We start from the raw sequence: 22,950 nt of genomic DNA on the forward strand, positions 1-22,950 counted from the left end.
TGCGGACCGGCCATCGGCGGCGCCTGCCTCCTGGGGTTGCTGGGAGAGGAGACCCCAGAGGGACTGCCGGACGATCACCCGCGCCGTGCCGCACGGCCGCGCCAGGGCGCCCGACGGGCCCAAATGCCGCCGCCCGCCTGCCTGTTCGACCTCCGCGCGGCGCCCCGCACATAGGCGGGAACCCGCGCTGCGGGGCTCCGGCGGCGCCAGTAGCGTCCTAGGCCCTGTCGGCAGACTCCCGCCTGCCCCGAGGCGTCTGGCAGCAGGGCCGAGCCCCCCGTCCCGTACGCCTGCGTGCGAAGGAAGCGCCTGATGGCCGACACCGGACAGTACGAGCAGACCTACGAGCGCTACGCGGGCGGCAGCCCCGAGGCGGAGCACCGCCTCTTCGAGCGCCTGGCCCAAGAGATCATGAAGGTCCAGGCGAAGAACCGGCGGGCCGGCGGCGCCGGTTCCCTCGCGCGCACCCAGCACGCGAAACCCGCGCTCGGCGTGGAGAATGCCCGCCTCACCATCCACGACGACGTGCCCGAGGCCCTGCGCGGCGGATTCGTCCGGCCGGGCGCCGACTATCCGGCGACCGTGCGGCTCTCCAACGCCAGCGGCACCCGGCAGCCCGACGCCGCGGCCGATCTGCGCGGACTGGCCGTGCGCGTGACGGTGTCGGAGGAGGAGAGCCACGACCTGCTCGCCACCAACTTCCCGGTGTCGCACGCCCGGGACGCCCGTGAGTTCGTCGCCTTCGCCAAGTCCATGGCGGGCGCGAACAGCACGCTGCAGAAGGCCTTCGGCCTGTTCGTGAAGCTGCCGCTGGCCGTCGGCCTCTCCACCGCGACCCGGATGCGGCGCAACATCCAGGCCGCCACCCGGCACAAGGTCGACAGCCTCGCCAAGGAGACGTACTGGAGCCGCGGCGCCATCCTCTGGGGCGACGCGGGACCGGTCCGCTATCTCCTGCGCCCCGTCGTGGGCAGCGCCCCCGAGCCCAGGCCCGAGCGCCGCGACCCCGGCTTCCTCCACCGCGAACTGGCGCACCGCCTCGTCACGTCCGACGTCGCCTTCGAGCTGTGCGTCCAGCGGTACGTCGACGAGCAGCGCACGCCCGTCGAGGACGGCTCCGTGGAGTGGAAGGACGCCATCACGCCCGCGGTGCCCGTCGGACGCCTCACCGTGCCACGCCAGGACCTGGCCACCGCCGAGGCCATGGCGGCGGCAGGGCGGGTCGAGGAGCTCGCCTTCAACCCCTGGTACACCACCGACGCGTTCCGCCCCCTCGGCAATCTCAACCGCGCCCGCAAGGCCGCGTACGAGGCGAGCGCCGCCCACCGCAAGGGCCTGCGCTTCAGCACCGAGGAGCCGCTGCGCAACACACTCCTCGGCATCCCCGTCGGACGGTTCTTCGCCGCGCTCAACCGCTATGTGCCGTGGCACCGGCTGCCGGTGTCGGCGAGCCTGCTGAACCTGGTCTTCCTGCGCAAGGCGCTCAGGCGCCTCAACCTCATCGACACCGACGTCCACGAGGCGCCGCCGAAGGCCGTCCCCGTGCCGGCGGGGGTCGACGAGCGGCTGCGCACGGCCCGGTCGTACGACGGGTCGTACAACGACCTCTCCGCGCCCTCCATGGGAGCCGTGGGCGCGGCCTTCGGACGCAACCTCAAGCCGGACTACCGGCCCGACCTCTTCGACACCCCGAATCCCGTCACCGTCAGCCGCCGGCTCCTGCAGCGCGACACCTTCGTGCCGGCGACCTCGCTCAACATCCTGGCCGCCGCCTGGATCCAGTTCCAGGTCCACGACTGGGTCAACCACCGTCGCTACCCCGTCGGCGGCAAGGCCGTCGAGGTGCCGCTGCCGCCCGGCAGCACCTGGCACAACACCCCCGGCGGACCGCCCGAGAACGTGATGCGCTTCGCCGAGAACGAGGGCATCCAGCAGCCCGGCAACCAGCCCCCGGTCCTCTTCGCCAACTCGGCATCCCACTGGTGGGACGGCTCCGAGGTGTACGGCGCGGACGAGCACACCGCGAAGTTCCTGCGCGAGCCCGACGGCAGCGCCGACCTCCGTCTGGAGGAGGGCCACCTGCCCGTCGGCCAGAACGGCATCCCGCTCACCGGCTTCAACGAGAGCTGGTGGCTGGGCCTCAGCGCGATGCACACGCTCTTCGCCCGCGAGCACAACGCGGTCTGCGCGGCCATGCGCCGCGAGTATCCGGCGATGAGCGAGGACAGCATCTACCACGCGGCGCGTCTGGTCGTCTCCGCCCTCATCGCCAAGATCCACACGGTGGAGTGGACCCCGGCGATCCTCGCCACCGAGGCCATCGACCTCGGTCTGCACACCAACTGGGAGGGCCCGCCGGACAATTGGCTCGACAAACTCGGCCTGTGGCTCCTGGAGTCCCACTCGCTGACCGGCATCCCCAAGACCCTGCCGGACCACCACGCGGCGCCGTACTCCCTCACCGAGGACTTCGTCACCGTCTACCGCATGCACCCGCTGATCCCCGACGACTACGTGATGCGCGAGCACAAGTTCGGGCAGCGCCTGGAGAGCCTGACCTTCCAGGACATCCAGGGCGGCGCGGCGGAGGCCGCCATCCGCAAGACGGGCCTGGCCGACACGCTCTACTCGTTCGGCATCGCCCACCCCGGCGCGATCACCCTGAACAACTTCCCGCGCGCGCTGCAGCGCTTCGAGCGCGACGGCGAGATCATCGACCTGTCGGTCGTCGACCTCGTCCGCACCCGCAGGCGGGGCGTGCCGCGCTACAACGACTTCCGCGCGGGCCTGCACAAGCCGCGCATCAGCCGCTTCGAGGAGCTGAGCCAGGACCCCGAGACCGTCGCGCGCCTCAAGGACGTCTACGCCTCGGTCGACGAGATCGACACCGTGGTCGGCCTGTTCGCCGAGAACCCGCCGACCGGCTTCGGCTTCAGCGACACGGCCTTCCGCGTCTTCATCCTGATGGCCACGCGCCGCCTGCAGAGCGACCGCTTCCTGACCGTCGACTACCGCCCCGAGATCTACACACCGCTGGGCATCGAATGGGTCGAGAAGAGCGGCATGAAGTCCGTGATCCAGCGGCACGCCCCGGAGCTCGCGGGGCTGCTGCCGCGCGACGCGAGCGCGTTCGCGCCGTGGCGGCAGGTGCAGCCGATGCGGGGCGGAGGCAGCGATGCCACCGAGTGAGGACGGGCCCGACGGCCGGGCGAACGGACACCACCCCGGGCTCGCCGACCTCTTCGTACGTCCCCTTCTGGAGACGGTCTGGCGCCGCCGCACCCACCGGGTCAGCCGCGGCGCCACCGTCCCCGCGGGATCGATGAGTCACGTCTCCAAGAACGCCCCGCAGCCGCTGACCGAGCTGGAGGAGGCGGTCCTGATCGCCCTCACCGGCTGCACCGGGCTCACCATGCCGGACCGCCCCTTCGAGGACCCGCGCGACGGCAAGCCGATCATGGCGAAGCCGAACCTGACCATGGCGGGGCGCACGGCGGGCAGCCCCGACAACGCGCAGGGCACGCACTTCTTCCTGATCAACGACACCGGCACGTACTACCTGAGGAAGCTGCCCCCGGCGCCGCAGGAGCCCTTCGACGACGTGACCCTGACCGCCCGTGCGCGCGAGTCCAAGGTCAAGGTCCTCGACCACCGCCTCGACGTGGCGGAGGGCCTGCGGGACTTCCCGGCCTACCTGGACTCGAACCGCTTCCTGTCCAACCTGCCGGGCACGACGGTCCTGTTCCCGGTGGTCGACCTGTCCCACCAGTACATCAACGCCCTGATGTACCTGCTCACCCAGCCGGACGGGGCGCGGCCCACGCTGGTGGACGACCGGAACTTCTACCGTCCCGCCGGCGTGCAGAAGTGGATCAAGAACGGTTTCCTGAACGAGGAGCTGAAGCTGCCCCTGGGGGTACTCGGCCCGCTCCGCACCCAGATCGAGGCGGACCTGCTGCTCCAGAACCTGATGCTGGTGGCGGATGCGATGGGCCTGGGCGCCTGGATCCACGCCTCCATCAACCCTCAAATCGCCCTGGGCGACCCGAAGTTCTCCCGTGCCTACGGCAGGATGCTCGGCTTCACCTTCGTCACCCCGCGCTGGCGCCCCGCCGACGTGTGGCGCTGGCACATCCCGCTCCCGAAGTACGCGAACGTGCGCTCGCACCCGGTGGGCCTGAAGGCACCGGACGGCGAGCAGCTGATCTCCGCCATGTGCCCGCCGGCGTTCGCGTCGATGTCCGACGCGGTGGACGCGGTGATCCGCGAGAAATTCGGACCCGGGGGCGTCTACGGCGACAAGGACGTCTTCGGCCGCATCTACCGCGAGGACTACGGCCAGCGCTATCTGGCCGAGGCGAGCGAGTACGAGGAGCGGGTGATCGAGTGCGCCCGCGACATCTGCACGTACATCCTGCGGACGCACCGCCGCTTCCCGGCGCACACGGACGCGATCCACGTCCCCGGGATCTGGCTCCAGGCCCACCACGTGGAGAACGAGTACTACGACAAGTACTTCACCCAGGGCCTGACGCGGGCGCACCGTCGGCACAGTGGCCTGTGGGACGGCTGAGGCGGCCGGGCCGAAGAAGTGCTGGTGCTCTACGTCCTGGGCCGTCGTCCTGGTGGACACGCGGCGCCTCGCCTCCAGCTTCCGGGCGATCGAGGAGATGGAGCGCCAGGACGTGCCCTTCGTCATCGCCCTCAACGTCTTCCCGGACTCCAGGGAGCACCCCGTCGAGGAGATACGTGACGCGCTGGACATCCCCGATCACATACCGGTCGTCGCCTGCGACGCCAGGGACCGGACGTCGAGCCGCGACGTGCTCATCGCCCTGATCCGGTACCTCAAGGAGCGTTCGGCCCCCGTGCTGGAAGCCGCCCGCTGACCACCGCAAAAAGAAGAGCGGGCCAGGATTTCCTGGCCCGCTCCTCGCGGTGTATCGCTGTGTCCGAGGGGGGACTTGAACCCCCACGCCCGATAAAGGGCACTAGCACCTCAAGCTAGCGCGTCTGCCATTCCGCCACCCGGACCGGTGGTCTGTCGCGGTTTCCCGCGGCGACGTGGAAAACAATAGCAAACATTCAGGGGCCTCTGATCACACGGGCCAGGTGCGTGAACGGCGCATGACGAGGGGTGCCCGGCCTTGGGTGTCGGGGGGTGGGCGCGGGAGGATGAGGAGGACCACCAGCAGCGATAGCGGGAGGAACCATCGTGAGCGAGTCGAGCAGGGCCGACAGGGCGGGCGAGACGGACCGGTCCCGGCCCGTCACCGGTGAGGACGAGGTCGTCGATCTCTGCCGCGACCTGATCCGCATCGACACCAGCAACTACGGCGATCACTCGGGCCCGGGGGAGCGCAAGGCCGCCGAGTACGTCGCGGAGAAGCTCGCCGAGGTGGGACTCGAACCGCAGATCTTCGAGTCGCACCCCGGCCGCGCCTCCACGGTGGCCCGCATCGAGGGCGAGGACCGCTCCCGGCCCGCGCTGCTCATCCACGGCCACACCGATGTCGTACCGGCGAACGCCCAGGACTGGACGCACCACCCCTTCTCCGGGGAGATCGCGGACGGCTGTCTGTGGGGCCGTGGCGCCGTCGACATGAAGGACATGGACGCGATGACCCTCGCGGTCGTCCGGGAACGCATGCGCACCGGCCGTAAGCCCCCGCGCGACATCGTGCTGTCCTTCATGGCCGACGAGGAGGCCGGCGGCACGTACGGCGCGCGCTACCTCGTCGACAACCACCCGGAGCTCTTCGAGGGCGTCACGGAGGCCATCAGCGAGGTCGGCGGCTTCTCCTTCCAGGTCAACGAGGACCTGCGGCTCTATCTCATCGAGACGGCCCAGAAGGGCATGCACTGGATGAAGCTGACCGTGGACGGCACCGCCGGGCACGGTTCGATGATCCACAAGGACAACGCCATCACCGAACTGTCCGCGGCCGTGGGCCGGTTGGGGCAGCACAAGTTCCCGGTGCGGGTGACCAAGACGCTGCGGCACTTCCTGGACGAGCTCGGCGACGCCCTGGGCACCGAGCTCGACCCCGAGGACATGGACGCGACGCTCGCCAAGCTCGGCGGCATCGCCAAGCTCATCGGCGCCTCCCTGCAGAACACCGCCAACCCGACCCAGCTGGGCGCGGGTTACAAGGTCAACGTCATTCCGGGGCAGGCGACGGCGCATGTCGACGGCCGCTTCCTGCCGGGGTTCGAGCAGGAGTTCCTCGCCGACCTGGACCGGATCCTCGGCCCGAACGTGAAGCGGACGGACGTGCACGCGGACAAGGCCCTGGAGACCACCTTCGACGGCGCGCTCGTCGACGCCATGCAGACGGCGCTCCAGGCCGAGGACCCGATCGCCCGCGCCGTTCCGTACATGCTCTCCGCGGGCACCGACGCCAAGTCCTTCGACGACCTCGGCATCCGGGGCTTCGGCTTCGCGCCGCTGAAGCTGCCGCCGGAGCTGGACTTCGCGGGCATGTTCCACGGCGTGGACGAGCGCGTGCCCGTGGACGGGCTCAAGTTCGGTGTGCGCGTGCTCGACCGGTTCATCGACGCGTCCTGAACGCCGGTGCACGCGCCCCTCGGTGACGCGTTGCGTGCTGAAACGACACTCCAATAATCGTCAGCACGTACGTACTTGACTGAAAAGAGTGAAAGGAACCATAGGCTCGTAGCCCCGTCACTTCCTCCTCGTTACAGGTGGTGCGGTCCGCGGCTGGGATCGCATTGCCAACAAGGAGGAATAATGATCAAGAAGGTCGTCGCTGCTGCGGCTGCCACTGGTGGTCTCGTGCTCGCGGGTGCGGGTATCGCTGCTGCTGACGCCGGTGCTCAGGGTGCCGCCGTGAAGTCTCCCGGTGTGCTCTCGGGCAATGTCGTCCAGGCGCCCATCCACGTGCCGGTCAACGTCTGTGGCAACACGGTCTCCGTGATCGGGCTGCTGAACCCCGCCTTCGGCAACACCTGCGTCAACAAGTGACGTTGCTGTGTCTCACCCCATGAGGGTCTGAGTCTGTCGGCCCCGGAGTGCGTGCCATGCACTCCGGGGCTTTCGGGCATTCCGCGTACGCACCTCAAGGGGCGTGCGCATTCCTGAAGGTCATAAGACAGGGAAAACCTATGCGACAGGTCACTCGTAAAGGCCTGATCACGGTGGCGGCCGCGACGGGCGTGCTCGCCATCAGCGGTGGATACGCGCACGCCGACTCGGGCGCCCGTGGGGGTGCGTCGGATTCTCCCGGTGTGCTGTCCGGCAACTCGGTCCAGCTGCCGGTGCACGTGCCGGTGAACGTCTGCGGCAACAGCGTCAACGTCATCGGGGTGCTCAACCCCGCGGCCGGCAACAACTGCGCCAACACCTCCGACGAGGGTGGCAGCGGCACGAGCAAGCCTCCGGGCGGCGGGGCCGCGGCGGAGGGGCACACCAGTGACTCGCCCGGTGTCGGCTCGGGCAACGACATCCAGCTGCCGGTCGACGTGCCGGTCAACGTCTGCGGCAACAGCGTCACCATCGGCGGTCTCGGCAACGCGACCACCGGCAACGAGTGCGCCAACGACTCGGGTGAGGTGCCCCCGCCGGGCAGCGAGAAGCCGCCCACGAAGCCGGAGCGGCCGCCGGGCGGGCCCGAGAAGCCGGAGACGCCTCAGAAGCCGGAGCAGCCGGGGAAGCCCGGCACGCCGGGTGAGAAGCCGGTGGACGACCGGGCCGTGCCGAACCAGCCGGGTACGCAGACCATCGCGCAGCCGAAGGGCTCGGAGACGCTCGCATCGACGGGCAGCGAGCTGCCGGTCGGCGTCGTGCTTCCGGTGGGCGCGGGCATGCTGCTCGCGGGAACGGTGCTGTACCGCAGGACGCGGTCGGCCGCCTGATCGAGGGCGGCACGCCGCCGCTCGACCCCGTACACGGAATGGAGGGTGCCCCGCCTGATCGGGGCACCCTCCATTCCTGCTTTCTCACTTCACCAAGTGGCCCGCAGCTGGCGGATGATCCGCCGCTTCAGCCGCACTCTGCGGCTGCCGTCTGCGTGCAGGCTCAGGCGGTCCAACTCCCAGTGTCCGTACTCTGCGTGGTCCGTCAGCAGGCGCGTTGCTTCCTTGCGGGTGACCCCGCGCGGCACATACACGTCGACAAATTCGTATTCCGGCATCGCATCTATTGTGCAAGTACAGGCCCGGTACGGATAGCGTCTGCACTATGTCTGATGCTGCGCAGCCCACCGCTGCCGAGGTACGCGCCGCCGCCGAGGCGGTCAAGACCGCGCTCGACCGTCACCTTGCCGCGGTCGAACGCAGGTCGGGTGAGGACGACCCGGCCGTCTACGAAGCGTTCAACGAGCTGGCCGCCGCGGCCGAGGAGTACGACGAGCTTCTCTACGACCGCTATGACGAGGTCACCCCCTTCGAGATCCCCGGTTCGGACAGCGATGTGCTGCCGCCCTACCAGGGCCCGGAGGAGGCGAACGCGCTGAGCGTGCTGATCCGCAGGGACTACGCCGTCGCGGAGCCGCAGCGGCTCCTGGCGCAGGCCCAGCGGGTCGCGGACCTCGACGCGGACACGGTGGACGGGAGTCCCGCCGCCGCGGCGGCGGGCAGCAGCGTGCACGCCGCGCTCGGAGTCCTCTTCGGGGAGTTCGAACCGGACGAAATCGCCTCCCGGCACAAGGAGTTCGGCCTGGAGGAGGGCGACTCCACGCTCTGGGTCACCGCGGCGGACGAGCCCGCCGAGCCGGGGGAGTGGCTCGACGCCCCCTTCGACCAGGCGGACCCGCACCGGGTGGTGTGCCGGTTCGACGTCAGCGCGGTCTTCGACGACGACCCGGACGACGATGGCGTCCGGGTCCGCGTCGATCCCGACGCCGTGGCGGTGCTGGAGGAACTCGACGACATCGACGACGGCGACGACGGCGACGAGGGGGACGTGGGGGACGCGCTCGACGTCGACGACGACAGAAGCCCCCTCGACGCGGACCGCTGACCCCTCAGGCGCGTGGCCGCAGCTTCCGGGCGCCGGTGGACGTGATGGCCACCGGCGCCCGGAAGCGCGGGAGCCAGGCTCCGCTCAGGACGTGGCGGGGACCTGGGGGCGCAGGAGCGTCTGGAGGCGCGTCGTGCGGGCCTTCGGGGGGATCTCCGCCACCGCGCGCGGCAACGCCTGCTCCGCGCCCTGGACCACCGACAGGTGCCGCTCACCGCGGCTGAACGCGGTGTAGACCCACGGCCTGCTCAGGGCCGCCGTGGCGTCGCCGGGCAGCACCACGACCGCCGCGGGCCAGCTCAGGCCCACGGCCTGGTGCGCGGTGAGTGCCCAGGCGTGCCGCACGGTCTGCTCCACCAGCTCCTTCGGTACGACGACGGGGGTGCCGTCACACTCCAGGTGCAGTCCCTCCGCGTCGGCCCGCAGGACCCGGCCCGGCGTCGTGCGGCCGGGCGCCGGGACGTGGGCGACGCGGTCGCCGGGGTCGAAGCCGCCGAACCGGCCGGGGCCGGGGTTCAGCCGCTCCTTGAGCGCGGTGTTCAACGCGCGCGTGCCCGCGGCGCCGCCGTGCCCGGGAGTGATGACCTGGGTGTCCTCCGGGGGCACCCCGATCGCCCGGGGCACCGAGTCCGCCACGAGCTGCACCGTGCGGTGGACCGCCTCGCCCGCGTCGCGCACGGGGACGATCACGACTTCCTTGCCCGGCGCCTCGACCTGGTTCAGCTCGCCGATGCCGATGCCGGAGACCAGCTCCCCGATGGGGCCGGGGTCCGGGACGCGCGAGACGACCTGCGGGCAGCAGCGCGCCGCGAGGAGATCCGCGAAGACCCGTCCGGGGCCCGCCGACCACAGCACTCCCGGGTCGCCGCTCAGCACCAGACGGGCGCCGTCCGGCAGGGACTCCACCAGCATCGCGGCGGTCTCCACGTCCAGCTGCGGTGCGTCGAGGACCACCAGGAGGTCGAGGGCGAGCGCTCCGTCCCTGTCCCGGCCGGGGCCCTCGGCGCCCGAGAGCAGCCCCGCCACGGTCGCGGCGCCCGCCTCGTCCGAACCTGTGAGCCCGGCGACGCGGCGCCGTCCCGCGGAGCTGTGCGTGGCCGCCCACGCCCGCAGGCCCAGGCCCGCCGCGGTCGCCACCAGCGCGGCGGGCTCGGCGCGTGCCGCCTCGCCGCCGGTGTGCAGCACGAGGCCGTGACCGGCCGCGGCACGGATCAGTTCGGCGGTGGAACCGGATGCCTCGCCCGCTGCGGACTCCCAGTCGGCGGACCGCGGGCCCGAACCCTCTTCCTTGGGCAGGGAGTTGATCACGCGGGCGAGCCCGTCGGCGAGGCTCTCCTCCGCGAGTGCGTACTGCTCGAGGCCGACCAGGACGCGGACCGGTTGCGCGGTCTCCTCGCCATCGCCGTCGTCCTCATCCTGCGCGGGGGCCGGAGCGCCCGGTGTCTCGATGGCGTCCTGGAAGACCAGGATGTCGCCCTCCGCGATGGCGTCCTGCACCGCCGCGTCCGGATCGGGCACGGCACGCTGCCCGAGCGCCGCGGTGAGCGCCGCCGCGTCCAGGGCCGTGTGCCCGGCGACGGCCGCCTGCTCCAGGAGCCAGGCGGTGATCGCGCGCCCCCTGCGCTCGTCGTCGGGCCCGCACTCCGCGCCGAGCAGGGCCCGCGCGAATCCGTCGGCCTGCTCCGTGCGCACACCGCTGACCCGCAGCAACTGCCAGGGGTCGGAACGGAGTTGCGCATCAGCGCCTTCGCCGAGCGCCGCCGCCGTCCGCGCGGCGAGGTCGGCGGGCGCCCCTCCCTCAGAGAGCACCGCACGGACCGCTGTCACGGCGTCGTCCCCGGGGCCCGAGGGGGCCGCCGCGACGGGCTGTGGGCGCCGTGCCGGTTCGGGCGCGGCCTTGCGGGGTGCGGGCTCGGGCTCGCGGAAGGCGCTGGCGGCCGGCTGCTCGCCGCTCTCCACCGCGCGCACGGCGGCCAGCAGATCGGCCGCCGTGCCGCTGAGCTTGGCCCCGGCGTCGACCGGCCCCTGCTTGGCGGCCTTCCGCTCGGCGATCCGCTCCAGGAGCTCTCGCTGGGCGGCGATCTCCGCCTCGGTCTCCGAGAGTTCCTTGCTTTCGGCAGCGGTGTCGGCAGTCGTGTCGGCGGTGGTGTCCGTGGCGGCGTCGGCGGTGGTGTCGGAAGCAGTGTCGGCAGAAGTGTCGGCAGCAGCGTCAGCGCCGGCTTCAGGGCCCTCGGAGCTGTCCGCGTCCGTGGCTTCCGGAGCCCCCGCCCCGGTCTCCTCCGCGGCAGCGGCCTCCGCTTCCTCCGCGGCAGCGGTTTCCGGCTCCGTACTCACAGCGTGCTCCAGTCCTGATCGGGGTAGCGGTGCACGGGCGCCGACACGTCGTCGAGCGCCTGGCAGATCTCGTCAGGAAGACTAAGGGTCTCCACTGACAATGCGGCCGTGAGCTGCTGCGCGTTGCGCGCGCCGACGATCGGCGCGGTCACTCCGGGGCGGTCGCGCACCCAGGCGAGGGCGACTTGGAGGGGCGTGGCCGCGAGGCCGTCCGCCGCCGTGGCGACCGCGTCGACGATGCGGCTCGCGGCGTCGTCCAGGTAGGGCGCGACGAACGGCGCCAGATGCTCGGAGCCGCCGCGCGAGTCGGCCGGGGTGGAGTGGCGGTACTTCCCGGTGAGCACGCCGCGGCCGAGCGGCGACGAGGGCAGCAGGCCCACGCCCAGGTCCATCGCCGCGGGCAGCAGCTCCCGCTCGACGCCGCGCTGCAGCAGGGAGTACTCCATCTGCGTACTGGCCAGGCGCGTGCGCGTGCCCGGGGCCGCGAGCTGCCATGTCGCCGCCTTGGCGAGCTGCCAGCCGGAGAAGTTCGAGATGCCCGCATAGCGTGCCCGGCCGCTGCTGACGGCGATGTCCAGGGCCTGCAGCGTCTCGTCCAGGGGCGTCCAGGGGTCGAAGGCGTGCAGCTGCCACAGGTCCACGTAGTCCGTACCCAGGCGGGCCAGGGACGCGTCGAGCGCGGAGAGGAGGTGGCCCCGCGAGCCGTCGAAGCGCCGGTCGGGGTCGGGCACGCTGCCCGCCTTGGTCGCGATGACCAGGTCGCGGCGCGGCACGAGCCGTTCTATGAGTCGGCCGAGCAGATACTCGGCCTCCCCGTCGCCGTACACATCAGCCGTGTCGACGAGGCTGCCGCCGGCCTCCCAGAACACCTTCAGCAGATCGGCGGCGTCGCTCTCCTGGGTGTGCCCCCAGGTGAGGGTGCCGAGTCCGATCCGGGACACGCGAAGGCCGGTACGGCCGAGATGCCTCTGCTCCATGGGCGCTGAGATTACTGGCCGTGCTCCAGTGGCGTGAGGGGCTGTGGACAAACCTGTGCCCTGTCCACGACTCGGCGGACCCGGCCACCCGTCCGCCCGCCGCTGACGGCGCACGGGGCCACGCGCTACAGTCCCCGGCACAGGGACGTTACTGCTCAGTAAGGGGATTCGGCCATGCAGCTCGGGATCAACCTCGGCTACTGGGGCGCGGGGATGGACGCGGACAACCTCGCCGTCGCCAAGGAGGCCGACAAGCTCGGCTACGCGGTCTGCTGGGCCGCCGAGGCCTACGGCTCGGACGCGGCGACGGTGCTGTCCTGGGTGGCCGCCCAGACCGAACGCATCGACATCGGATCCGCGATCTTCCAGATCCCGGCCCGGCAGCCCGCGATGACCGCCATGACGGCCGCCACGCTCGACTCGCTCTCCGGCGGCCGCTTCCGCCTGGGACTCGGCGTCTCGGGACCGCAGGTCTCCGAGGGCTGGTACGGAGTCAAGTTCGACAAGCCGCTGGCCCGCACCCGCGAGTACGTCGAGATCGTCCGCAAGGCGATGACGCGCGAGCGCCTCAGCTACGAGGGCGAGCACTGGACGCTCCCGCTGCCGGGCGGTCCGGGCAAGCCCATCAAGCTCACCGTCCACCCGCAGCGCGAGCACATCCCGCTGTACGTCGCCGCGATCGGCCCCAAGAACCTGGAGCAGACCGGCGAGATCGCCGACGGAGCCCTGCTGATCTTCCCCTCCGCCGAGCACCTGGAGGACACCGCGATCCGCCACCTGCGCGCCGGACGCGAGAAGGCGGGCAAGACGATGGAGGGCTTCGACGTCGTCCCGACGGTGCCGCTCGCGGTGGGCGACGACGTCAGCGCCCTCGCGGACATGTTCCGTCCGTACACCGCCCTCTACGTGGGCGGCATGGGCAGCCGCAAGCAGAACTTCTACAACCAGCTCGCCCAGCGCATGGGCTACGAGAAGGAAGCCGCCGAGATCCAGGACAAGTACCTGTCCGGCGACAAGGACGGCGCCGCGGCAGCGGTGCCGCGCGAGCTGATCGACTCGACCACGCTGCTCGGTTCCGTGGACCGCATCGCCGAGCGGATGCAGGCCTACGCCGCCGCCGGGGTCACCACGCTCACGCTGGCGCCCGCCGGCTTCACTCTGGAGGAGCGGATCACGGCCCTGCGCGCGGGTACGCAGGCGCTGGAGCGCGCTGGACTGGCGTAACCCGGAGGGAGAAGTTCTGCGGCCGTGGTGGGGGCTCGGGGGTCTTCCCCGCCACGGCCGTCACGGAGCACAACGCGTCATGCGGCCCCTCGGTTACGGCCCCGTCCGGGGTCAGCTGTCCTCCGTTTGGCGGAGCTGCCCCCGGCAGCTGTTGCCACACTCGCGTCACGGCATTTGACTTGTTCTTTGCGTGGTTCGCGCGGAGGGCATGGAGGTGCCAGTGATGCTTTCGGCCAGGAGTGTCTTCGAGGAGATCCTCGACAACGACGAGTCTTTCCAGCTCTTCTGTTCCATCGCTGCCAGCGGGGAGTCGCAGGGAGGCTGGGAGAACGGCCGTATCGCGGCGCTCCTCCCGGAGAGCCAGCGGGCCCTCACCTCCAAGGTCGCCCGGCACGGCGCCGACGAGGACAAGCACGGGCGGATCTTCAACGCCCTTCTGAAGAAGCGCGGCCTCGAGCCCGTCCCGGTCCCGCCGGAGACCGACTACACCATGCTCCTGGAGCGGCAGGGGATCGGCCTGACGCACGAGAAGCTGCGCCGCGAAGAGCCGCTGACCGAGCGGGACGTCGTCGTCTACCTCTCCCACAGCCGCGTCACCGAACAGCGTGCCGCCGACCAGATGGACATGCTGGTCACGTACTTCGGGGACCACCCCGAAGTCGGCAAGGCCATCAAGATGATCTGCCACGACGAGGACAACCACCTGGCGTACTGCCACGAGGAGTTGCTGCGCCTGGCGGCCGCGGGACACGGGCGGACGATCCTGAACACCCTGCACGAGTGCGCCCGTGCCGAGACGCGCGTGTACCGCGACGTGAGCCTCGCCGTGATGGGCCACATGGGGCGCATCCTGGGCTGGCCGAAGCCCAAGTCCATGGCGCTCGCCTCGGGCGTGCACGCCATCTACGCGTACGAACGGCTGGGCGGCTGGCGGCGGATGGTGTCCCTGGAGATGCCCGAGCGGCGCGACGCACTCGGCGGGCCCGCCCTGCCGGCGACCGGCTTCGCCTGACCGGGCCGCACGCCACGACAGGCCCTAGAGCCAGCCGCGGCGCTTGAACAGCCGGTAGAGGAAGACCTCGAGCGCGACCATCAGCAGGATCACGGCCGGATACGACCACACCCAGTGCAGCTCGGGCATGTGGTCGAAGTTCATGCCGTAGATCCCGGCGATCATCGTGGGGACCGCGGCCATGGCGGCCCACGCCGAGATCTTCCGCATGTCGTCGTTCTGCCGCACGCTCATCTGCGCCAGATGCGCGGAGAGGATGTCGGACACCAGACGGTCGAGGCTGTCCACCCAGTCGTTCACGCGCGTCAGATGGTCGCTGACATCCCGGAAGAACGGCTGTGCCGTGTCCATCACGAACGGCACGTCCGGCGCGAAAGGACCCGCTCCGGAGAGGCGCATCATGGGCATCGCCAACGGTCCCGTGGCCCGCCGGAACTCGACGATCTGGCGCTTGAAGCGATAGATCCTGGACGCCGTGTTGCGGCTGCCCCCGCTGTCCGGCGAGAAGACCTCCGCCTCCAGCTCCTCCAGGTCGGTCTGCAGCTCGCCCGCGACGTCCAGGTAGTGGTCCACCGTGGCGTCCGCGACCGCGTACAGGACGGAGGTCGGACCGTGCCTGAGCATCTCGGGCTCCGCCTCCATGCGATGGCGTACGACACCGAGAGGCGAGCCCTCGCCGTGCCGGACCGTCACCACGAAGGCGTCGCCGATGAAGACCATGACCTCGCCCGACGAGACGGCGTCGCTGTCCGCCTCGTACACGACCGGCTTGAGGACCACGAACAGCGAGTCGTCGAACACCTCCAGCTTGGGCCGCTGATGCGCCTTCAAGGCGTCCTCCACGGCCAGCGGATGCAGCCCGAACTCCCTGCTGACCTCGTCGAACTCCGCCTCCGTGGGTTCGTAGAGGCCCACCCAGACGAAGGCGTCCCCCGTGGCACGCGCCTCGCCGAGGGCGTCCGAGAAGTCCGACGCGCACTCGGTCCGGCGCCCGTCCCTGTACATCGCGCAGTCCACGATCACGGAGCGCATTCTTCCGAACCTCTGCTCGGGGCGCACCCCGTCGGCGGCTTAGGCTGGCCCGCATGCCCACGCTGATCCTCGTCCGGCACGGACGATCCACCGCCAACACCGCGGGTCTGCTCGCCGGGTGGACCCCCGGCGTGGCCCTGGACGAGCGCGGCGCCGCACAGGCCGCGGCGCTCCCCGGACGCCTCGCGGACCTGCCGCTCGCCGAAGTCGTCACCAGCCCCCTCCAGCGCTGCCAGGAGACCGTCGCCCCGCTGCTCGCCGCGCGGCCGGGCCTCCGGGCGCACACCGAGGACCGCATCGGGGAGTGCGACTACGGCGACTGGTCGGGCCGCAAGCTGGCCGAGCTGTCCGGCGAACCGCTGATGGAGGTCGTGCAGCAGCATCCGTCGGCGGCCGCCTTCCCGGGCGGCGAGTCGATGCGGGCCATGCAGACACGTGCGGCCGAGGCGGTACGCGAGTGGAACGCGCGCGTGGAGCGTGAGCACGGCCCGGACGCCGTGTACCTGATGTGCTCGCACGGCGACATCATCAAGTCCCTTGTCGCGGACGCCATCGGACTGCACCTGGACCTCTTCCAGCGCATCTCCGTGGAGCCCTGTTCCGTCACCGCCATCCGTTTCACGCGCCTGCGGCCCTTCCTCGTGCGCCTGGGGGACACCGGCGACTTCGGGTCGCTGGCGCCGCGCGTGGAGCCGCCCGGCAGCGACGCGGCGGTGGGCGGCGACACGGGAGCACCGTGATCGTCGCCCGCAGTAGGGTGCAGTCGTCGCGCCGAACAGGCGCAATTGAGCAATCGCAGTCGATCCCAATGGAGACAGGACGTGTCGCGTCAGGTGTTCCTCTACGACCCGCCGGAACGCTTCGTGGCCGGAACGGTCGGGCTCCCCGGACGGCGTACCTTCTTCCTCCAGGCGTCCGCCGGAGTCCGGGTGACGAGTGTCGCCCTGGAGAAGACCCAGGTGGCAGCCCTCGCCGAACGCATGGAAGAGCTCCTCGACGAGGTCGTGCGCCGCAGCGGCGGCAATACTCCCGTGCCCGCCGTCGCACCCAGCGAGGTCAGTGACAGCGCGCCCCTGGACTCGCCCGTCGAGGAGGAGTTCCGCGTCGGCACGATGGCGCTCGCCTGGGACGGCGACGAGGAACGGATGATCGTCGAGGCGCAGGCCCTGGTCGAGCTGGACGCCGAGTCCGACGAGGATCTGGCGGAGGCCGAGGAAAGGCTTCTGCAGGACGAGGAGAACGGGCCGCCGATGCTGCGCGTCCGGCTCACCGGGGCGCAGGCGCGCGCGTTCGCCAAGCGCGCCCTCGACGTCGTGAACGCGGGACGGCCGCCGTGTCCGCTGTGCAGCCTCCCGCTCGACCCGGAAGGACATGTATGCCCGCGGCAGAACGGGTACCGGCGGGGCGCGTGAGCTCCTGCGGGGTGGACACCTCCGACGGCGTCGTGGACCTGCTCACCCGGGGTGAGCTGACCGTCCGCGGGCGGATTCGTGAGGCCTCCAACGCGGTGCTCTACTGCTCCGTCTCGTACGAGGGGCGGGAGGCCACCTGCGTCTACAAGCCCGTCGCCGGTGAGCGGCCCCTGTGGGATTTCCCCGACGGGACGCTCGCGCAGCGGGAGGTGGCCGCGTACGAGGTCTCCGAGGCGACGGGGTGGGGCCTAGTCCCGCCGACCGTGCTGCGGGACGGGCCGCACGGCGAGGGCATGTGCCAGCTGTGGATCGAGGGCTCGGAATCCGACCCGGACTCCTCCGAGGACGGCGGGGAGCTGCTGGCCCTCGTCGAGGGCGCGGAGCCCGGTGACGGCTGGAAGGCGATCGGCTTCGCCGACGTGGGGGAGGGGCGGACGGCGCTCCTCGTGCACGCGGACGACGCACGGTTGCGGCGGCTCGCGGTGCTCGACGCCGTGATCAACAACGCGGATCGCAAGGGCGGGCATCTGCTGACCGATCGCGGGCGTCTGTACGGGATCGACCACGGGGTCACCTTCAACGCCGATGACAAGCTGCGGACGCTGTTGTGGGGGTGGGCGGGGGAGCCGCTGACCGCCGAGGCGGTCGGGGTTCTCGAGTCCCTGCGGGACGGGCTCGCCGGGGAGGCGCCGCTGGGCCTGCGGCTGGGGAAGCTGATCACCGGGGCTGAGGTGGACGCGCTGCGCGCGCGGGTCGCCGCGCTGCTGGCCTCCGGGAAGCATCCCGTGCCCAGCGGGGAGTGGCCGGCCATTCCGTGGCCGCCCGTCTAGCACGTACGGGGCGGTGGCACACGCGCCACAGGTGACCTGAGCTGCGTTGTCAAGAATGTCTCCTCGGCCATAAACCTTGATCCCCGCTCGTATACGGACGCTCCGTCCGGTTAGGCTCATGTCATGCATGCCTGGCCCGCTTCTGAGGTCCCCGCCCTGCCTGGCAAGGGCCGCGACCTCCGGATCCACGACACCGCGACCGGTGGTCTTGTCACCCTTGACCCCGGTCCCGTCGCCCGTATCTACGTCTGCGGCATCACTCCGTACGACGCCACCCACATGGGTCACGCGGCGACCTACAACGCGTTCGACCTCGTGCAGCGCGTGTGGCTCGACAACAAGCGGCAGGTTCATTACGTCCAGAACGTGACCGACGTGGACGACCCGCTCCTGGAACGCGCCATCCGCGACGGCAAGGACTGGGTGGAGCTCGCCGAGGGCGAGACCGCCCTGTTCCGCGAGGACATGACCGCCCTGCGACTGCTCCCGCCGCAGCACTACATCGGAGCCGTCGAGGCGATACCCGGCATCGTGCCGCTCGTCGAACGGCTCCGCGACATGGGCGCCGCCTATGAGCTGGAGGGGGACGTCTACTTCTCCGTGGAGTCCGACCCGCACTTCGGTGAGGTGTCCGGGCTCGACGCCGCCGCGATGAAGCTGCTCTCCGCCGAGCGCGGCGGCGACCCGGACCGTCCTGGCAAGAAGGACCCGCTCGACCCGATGCTCTGGATGGCAGCCCGCGAGGGCGAGCCCAGCTGGGACGGTGCCTCGCTCGGCCGTGGCCGCCCCGGCTGGCACATCGAGTGCGTGGCCATCGCCCTCGACCACCTGGGGATGGGCTTCGACGTGCAGGGCGGGGGATCGGATCTCGCCTTCCCGCACCACGAGATGGGCGCTTCGCACGCCCAGGCGCTCACCGGTGAGCACCCGTTCGCCAAGGCGTACGTGCACGCCGGCATGGTCGCCCTGGACGGCGCGAAGATGTCCAAGTCCAAGGGCAACCTCGTCTTCGTGTCGAAGCTGCGGCGGGACGGGACCGACCCGGCCGCCATCCGCCTCGCGCTGCTCGCCCACCACTACCGCGCCGACTGGGAGTGGACCGACGCCGTCCTGACCGAGGCCGTGGAGCGGCTCGGCCGGTGGCGTGCCGCCGTCTCGCGACCCGACGGACCCTCCGCCGACGCCCTCGTCGAGGAGATCCGCGAAGCCCTGGCCAACGACCTGGACGCACCGGCCGCGCTCGCCGCCGTCGACGCGTGGGCCGCCCGCCAGGACGCCGAAGGCGGCACGGAAGAGGGCGCCCCCGGCGTCGTGTCCCGTGCGGTCGACGCGCTGCTCGGGGTCGCGCTGTAGGACTCGTCAGCCGGGCCGCCGCCGGATCTCCGTTCCAGGAGTCCAGCAGCGGCTCGGCAAAGTCCATGGCCTTTGCACCCTCCGGGGCGCTAGACACCGGCCATGAGATCACCCACTCGCTTCAGACGGGCGGCCGTCGCAGCCGCCCTGCTCGGCCTCCTCGCGGTGTTCGCGGGACCCGGTGGCGGCGCGGCGCAGGCCGCCGACGACCCCGCGACCACGGTCGGGGACGTCACGGACTTCGCCGCCGACGGCTCCGTCTACCGCCTCACCGCTGGCAAGGCTGTGGCCCGCGTCAGTTTCGTGTCGACGGAGACCTTCCGGCTGGAGCTCGCCCCCGAGGGCGACTTCACCGACCCGACGGGCAAGGACATCGTCCTGCCGCAGGGGGACCCGCCGCGCACCAAGTGGTCCGACAAGGGCGACCGCTACGAACTGAGCACCTCCAAGGTGACGCTGCGCGCCTACAAGTCGCCGCTGCGCTTCGCCCTGTACCGCGCCGACGGCACCCAGGTCTGGGCCGAGTCCAAGGGCCTGAGCTGGACCAAGGACGCCACCACGCAGAGCCTGGCCCGCGGCGCCGACGAGCAGTACTACGGCGCCGGGATGCAGAACGGGCGCGGCAACACCTCGCACCGCGGCAAGAAGGTCGAGGTGAGCGTCGACTACAACTGGGACGACGGCGGCCACCCCAACTCCGTGCCTTTCTACCTGTCTTCCAAGGGCTACGGCGTCTTCCGGAACACGTACGCACCCAACACCTACGACTTCGCCGAGCCGGTGACGGCGACCGCCGAGGAACAGCGCTTCGACGCCTACTACTTCGCCGGACGCGGCAGCGACGCGGCCAAGGACGTCATAGGGCAGTACACGAAGCTCACCGGAAAGCCCTTCCTGCCGCCCATATACGGGCTGGAGATCGGCGACGCCGACTGCTATCTCCACAACGCCAACCAGGGCGAGCGCCACACCCTGGACTCCCTGAAGGTCGCCGACGAGTACCTCGAGCACGACATGCCCAACGGCTGGATGCTCGTCAACGACGGCTACGGCTGCGGCTACGAAGACCTCGCCGAGACCGCCAAGGGCCTCCAGGACCGCGACATGCAGCTCGGCCTGTGGACCGAGGACGGCATCGACAAGATCGCCGACCAGGTCAAGGCGGGCCAGCGCGTCGCCAAGCTCGACGTCGCCTGGGTCGGTGACGGCTACAAGAAGGCGCTGGACGGCTGCAAGGACGCGTACAAGGGCATCGAGGACAACAGCGACGCCCGCGGCTTCACCTGGGCCCCCGAGAGCTGGTCGGGCGCCCAGCGCTGCGGAGTGCAGTGGTCCGGCGACCAGAGCGGCAGCTGGGAGTACATCCGCTGGCAGATCCCCACGTACGCGGGCGCGACCATGTCCGGCATGGCCTACACGACCGGTGACGTGGACGGCATCTTCGGCGGCAGCGCCAAGACGTACGCGCGCGATCTGCAGTGGAAGTCGTTCCTGCCGGTCACGATGACGATGGACGGCTGGGCGGCCAACGACAAGCAGCCCTTCCGCTACGGAGAGCCCTACACCTCCATCAACCGCAAGTACCTGAAGCTGCACGAATCGCTGCTGCCCTACCTCTACTCGTACGGGCACGAGGCGACGAAGACGGGCGTCGGCGCCGTGCGCCCGCTGGCCCTCGAATACCCCGACGACCCGAAGGCCGCCACGGATGCCGCCAAGTACGAGTTCCTGACGGGCGAGGACTTCCTCGTCGCGCCCGTCCACAAGGACACCACCGTGCGGGACGGCATCTATCTGCCCAAGGGGACGTGGACCGACTACTGGAGCGGTCGCACATATCAGGGACCGACGACCGTCGACGGATACAGCGCGCCTCTCGACACCCTGCCGCTCTTCGTCAAGGGCGGTGCCACCGTGCCGATGTGGCCCGGCATCAGGTCCTACAAGGACCGCACCGCCTCCTCGCCGCTCGCCTGGGACGTCTACCCGCAGGGCAAGTCCTCCTTCGAGCTGTACGAGGACGACGGCGAGACCCGGCAGCACCGCGACGGCAAGTACGCCACCCAGCGTGCCGACGTCGACGCGCCCCGCTCCGGTGCGGGCGACGTGAGCGTGCGGATCGGCGCGAGCAAGGGGGAGTTCAGCGGCAAGCAGACCAAGCGTCCTTACGCCTTCACGCTGCACACCGGTGACGCGCCGAGCCGCGTCGAGCTGGGCGGCGGCAGGCTGCCGCGGCTCGCGTCGAAGGAGGCGTACGAGAAGGCGGCGCAGGGCTGGATCTACGACCGGGACGACCGGGGCGGTGTCGTCGAGGTGAAGACGGCGGCGCTCCGCACGGACCGGGCCTTCGAGCTGGAACTCGACGACACCAGCGCGGTCGGCGGAGCCGTGCCCGGCGCGAGCGCCGCGCTCAGCGCCCCCGCGGGTCAGGAACTCGGCGCGGGATCGGCGGGCAAGGTCGCCGTCGACGTCACGGCGGGCACACGGGACGCCACCGGCGTCGACGTCAGCCTGGACGTGCCGAAGGGCTGGACCGCGGGCACCGCCCACGCCGACCGCGTCCCGGCGGGGACCACGCGCCGCGTCGAGGTCGCCGTCACCCCGCCCAAGGACGCCGACCCCGGCGAACAGCCGCTGACGGCGACCGCGCGCCACCGCGCGGCGGGCCAGGACCGCACCGCCACCCAGCGCATCGCGGTGGCCGTCATGCCGCCGGCGCCGACGGCCGACACCTGGGCGAGCGACATGGTGTGGCTGAAGTCCGCCAACGGCTACGGCCCCGCCGAACGCGACCGCAGCAACGGGGAGTCGGGCGCCGAGGACGGCCACACGCTGACCCTCGCCGGTAAGACGTACGAGAAGGGGGTCGGCACCCACGCCGACTCCGCCGTCGAGGTCTACACGGGCGGCAAGTGCGCGCGATTCACCGCTGACGCGGGCATCGACGACGAGATCAACGGCTATGGGGAGGTGGCCTTCTCCGTGGAGGCCGACGGCAAGGTGCTGTGGACCTCGCCCAAGGTGACGGGCGCCTCGGCGACCGTGCCGGTGGACGTCGACGTGAGCGGGGCGCGGCACGTGGAGCTGAAGGTGACCGACACCAACGGCTCCAAGAGCGGGGACCACGGGGACTGGGCGGCGGCGAAGTTCAGCTGCGCGTAGGCCGGTCGCCGACCGGCGGAGCCGGTCGGGCAGGGAGCGGCGCCGGGCGGGAAGGACTCCGCCCGGCGCCGCGGTCCGTCACCGGCCCCGCGTCACTTCGTCGTGATCACGATGGCCACGAGATAGGACGGGTTGGTCGCGTCGTAGTAGCCGATCACCTGCTGGCCGAAGGCGAAGGCCTCCCGCACCGCGTCGTGGGTCTGCTGACTCGGGTTGATGAACGCCTTCCAGCCGTTCTCGATCATCAGGTAGAGGACCGGCGACTGGCCCGGCATGGGCTGGACGACGTCCCAGAACGACGTGGCGATGTTCGACGCGACCGCCTGGGTGGAGATCTCCGGGGCCTGCGCCTGCGGGACGCCGTCCTGGCCCAGCTCCTTGAGCAGTTGCTGGTAGGGCTGCTGCTGGCCGAGCTGCTGCAGCTGCTGTTGCGGGCCGAAGTGCTGGGAGCCGTGCCGTTGCGGCGGCGCGGTGCTCGGACCCTGTTGCTGGGCCTGCTGCTGTCCCTGTTGCTGTCCTTGCTGGGTGCCGAACTGCTGCTGGCCGTACTGCTGCTGGGATCCGTACTGCCTGCCTTGCTGCTCCATGGGGCTCATGTGCGGGGTGGTGCTCATGCGATTGCCACCTTCCCAAT

18 protein-coding genes, 1 tRNA gene and 1 pseudogene are annotated in these 22,950 nt (G+C 71.0%); 14 read left to right on the forward strand and 6 right to left on the reverse strand.

Features of this window, described 5'->3' with window-relative positions:
* The first annotated feature begins 312 nt into the window (after nt 1–312).
* The 3 genes and pseudogenes from AC07AG_RS31640 to AC07AG_RS31650 all read left to right on the forward strand — a co-directional run.
* Nucleotides 313–3,189, forward strand: a complete 2,877-nt coding sequence (locus AC07AG_RS31640) for a peroxidase family protein (RefSeq protein WP_478759560.1) — start codon at nt 313–315, stop codon at nt 3,187–3,189.
* Nucleotides 3,176–4,573: a hypothetical protein gene (locus AC07AG_RS31645; protein ID WP_478759561.1), complete on the forward strand. Its 1,398-nt coding sequence runs from the start codon at nt 3,176–3,178 to the stop codon at nt 4,571–4,573. Before AC07AG_RS31640 ends, AC07AG_RS31645 begins: the two co-directional genes overlap by 14 nt.
* A gap of 40 nt (nt 4,574–4,613) precedes the next feature.
* A pseudogene (locus AC07AG_RS31650) lies at nt 4,614–4,889 on the forward strand (ATP/GTP-binding protein); the annotation flags it as partial.
* Between the two features lie 60 nt (nt 4,890–4,949).
* Here the strand turns inward: AC07AG_RS31650 and AC07AG_RS31655 are convergent.
* A tRNA-Leu gene (locus AC07AG_RS31655) sits at nt 4,950–5,034 on the reverse strand.
* A 181-nt stretch (nt 5,035–5,215) separates the two neighbouring features.
* Here AC07AG_RS31655 and AC07AG_RS31660 point away from each other — a divergent pair.
* The 3 genes from AC07AG_RS31660 (at nt 5,216) to AC07AG_RS31670 (ending at nt 7,875) form a co-directional block, all read left to right on the forward strand.
* Entirely contained in the window at nt 5,216–6,568 is a 1,353-nt protein-coding gene (locus AC07AG_RS31660) for a M20/M25/M40 family metallo-hydrolase (protein ID WP_478759562.1), read from the forward strand.
* 183 nt (nt 6,569–6,751) lie between these two features.
* Nucleotides 6,752–6,985, forward strand: coding sequence for a chaplin ChpH (gene chpH / locus AC07AG_RS31665; RefSeq protein ID WP_249590930.1), 234 nt, complete (start codon nt 6,752–6,754; stop codon nt 6,983–6,985).
* Between the two features lie 140 nt (nt 6,986–7,125).
* Nucleotides 7,126–7,875 (forward strand): chaplin, encoded by a 750-nt coding sequence (locus AC07AG_RS31670; RefSeq protein ID WP_478759563.1) that lies wholly within the window; start codon nt 7,126–7,128, stop codon nt 7,873–7,875.
* Between the two features lie 89 nt (nt 7,876–7,964).
* On the opposite strand, the gene AC07AG_RS31675 is transcribed toward AC07AG_RS31670, so the two are convergent.
* The gene (locus AC07AG_RS31675; RefSeq protein ID WP_190082655.1) at nt 7,965–8,153 is read right to left on the reverse strand and encodes a DUF5703 family protein; all 189 of its coding nucleotides are present in this window, start codon (nt 8,151–8,153) and stop codon (nt 7,965–7,967) included.
* Between the two features lie 47 nt (nt 8,154–8,200).
* On the opposite strand from AC07AG_RS31675, the gene AC07AG_RS31680 reads away from it, so the two are divergent.
* Nucleotides 8,201–8,980 (forward strand): hypothetical protein, encoded by a 780-nt coding sequence (locus AC07AG_RS31680; protein WP_478759564.1) that lies wholly within the window; start codon nt 8,201–8,203, stop codon nt 8,978–8,980.
* An 84-nt stretch (nt 8,981–9,064) separates the two neighbouring features.
* On the opposite strand, the gene AC07AG_RS31685 is transcribed toward AC07AG_RS31680, so the two are convergent.
* Together AC07AG_RS31685 and AC07AG_RS31690 are read right to left on the reverse strand one after the other, a co-directional pair.
* The gene (locus AC07AG_RS31685; protein WP_478759565.1) at nt 9,065–11,314 is read right to left on the reverse strand and encodes a helix-hairpin-helix domain-containing protein; all 2,250 of its coding nucleotides are present in this window, start codon (nt 11,312–11,314) and stop codon (nt 9,065–9,067) included.
* On the reverse strand, nt 11,311–12,291 hold the full coding sequence (locus tag AC07AG_RS31690; protein ID WP_478759566.1) for an aldo/keto reductase: 981 nt from the start codon (nt 12,289–12,291) through the stop codon (nt 11,311–11,313). The genes AC07AG_RS31685 and AC07AG_RS31690 overlap by 4 nt, the downstream gene beginning before the upstream one ends.
* Nucleotides 12,292–12,465: 174 nt before the next feature.
* On the opposite strand from AC07AG_RS31690, the gene AC07AG_RS31695 reads away from it, so the two are divergent.
* Together AC07AG_RS31695 and AC07AG_RS31700 are read left to right on the forward strand one after the other, a co-directional pair.
* On the forward strand, nt 12,466–13,515 hold the full coding sequence (locus AC07AG_RS31695; RefSeq protein WP_478759567.1) for an LLM class F420-dependent oxidoreductase: 1,050 nt from the start codon (nt 12,466–12,468) through the stop codon (nt 13,513–13,515).
* Nucleotides 13,516–13,738: 223 nt separating this feature from the next.
* Nucleotides 13,739–14,527, forward strand: a complete 789-nt coding sequence (locus tag AC07AG_RS31700) for a ferritin-like domain-containing protein (RefSeq protein ID WP_478759568.1) — start codon at nt 13,739–13,741, stop codon at nt 14,525–14,527.
* A 24-nt stretch (nt 14,528–14,551) separates the two neighbouring features.
* On the opposite strand, the gene corA is transcribed toward AC07AG_RS31700, so the two are convergent.
* Nucleotides 14,552–15,550, reverse strand: coding sequence for a magnesium/cobalt transporter CorA (gene corA, locus AC07AG_RS31705; protein ID WP_478759946.1), 999 nt, complete (start codon nt 15,548–15,550; stop codon nt 14,552–14,554).
* Between the two features lie 62 nt (nt 15,551–15,612).
* On the opposite strand from corA, the gene AC07AG_RS31710 reads away from it, so the two are divergent.
* The 5 genes from AC07AG_RS31710 to AC07AG_RS31730 all read left to right on the forward strand — a co-directional run bounded on the left by AC07AG_RS31710 (nt 15,613) and on the right by AC07AG_RS31730 (nt 22,316).
* Nucleotides 15,613–16,299: a histidine phosphatase family protein gene (locus tag AC07AG_RS31710; RefSeq protein WP_478759569.1), complete on the forward strand. Its 687-nt coding sequence runs from the start codon at nt 15,613–15,615 to the stop codon at nt 16,297–16,299.
* A gap of 81 nt (nt 16,300–16,380) precedes the next feature.
* Entirely contained in the window at nt 16,381–16,971 is a 591-nt protein-coding gene (locus AC07AG_RS31715; protein ID WP_363210848.1) for a DUF3090 domain-containing protein, read from the forward strand.
* Entirely contained in the window at nt 16,935–17,801 is an 867-nt protein-coding gene (locus AC07AG_RS31720) for an SCO1664 family protein (protein ID WP_478759570.1), read from the forward strand. The genes AC07AG_RS31715 and AC07AG_RS31720 overlap by 37 nt, the downstream gene beginning before the upstream one ends.
* A 123-nt stretch (nt 17,802–17,924) precedes the next feature.
* Entirely contained in the window at nt 17,925–19,154 is a 1,230-nt protein-coding gene (mshC, locus tag AC07AG_RS31725; RefSeq protein WP_478759571.1) for a cysteine--1-D-myo-inosityl 2-amino-2-deoxy-alpha-D-glucopyranoside ligase, read from the forward strand.
* A gap of 102 nt (nt 19,155–19,256) precedes the next feature.
* Nucleotides 19,257–22,316: an NPCBM/NEW2 domain-containing protein gene (locus AC07AG_RS31730; protein ID WP_478759572.1), complete on the forward strand. Its 3,060-nt coding sequence runs from the start codon at nt 19,257–19,259 to the stop codon at nt 22,314–22,316.
* Nucleotides 22,317–22,408: 92 nt separating this feature from the next.
* On the opposite strand, the gene AC07AG_RS31735 is transcribed toward AC07AG_RS31730, so the two are convergent.
* On the reverse strand, nt 22,409–22,930 hold the full coding sequence (locus tag AC07AG_RS31735; protein ID WP_478759573.1) for a hypothetical protein: 522 nt from the start codon (nt 22,928–22,930) through the stop codon (nt 22,409–22,411).
* Between the last annotated feature and the right edge of the window lie 20 nt (nt 22,931–22,950).

The organism is Streptomyces sp. NPDC044044 (assembly GCF_056434405.1).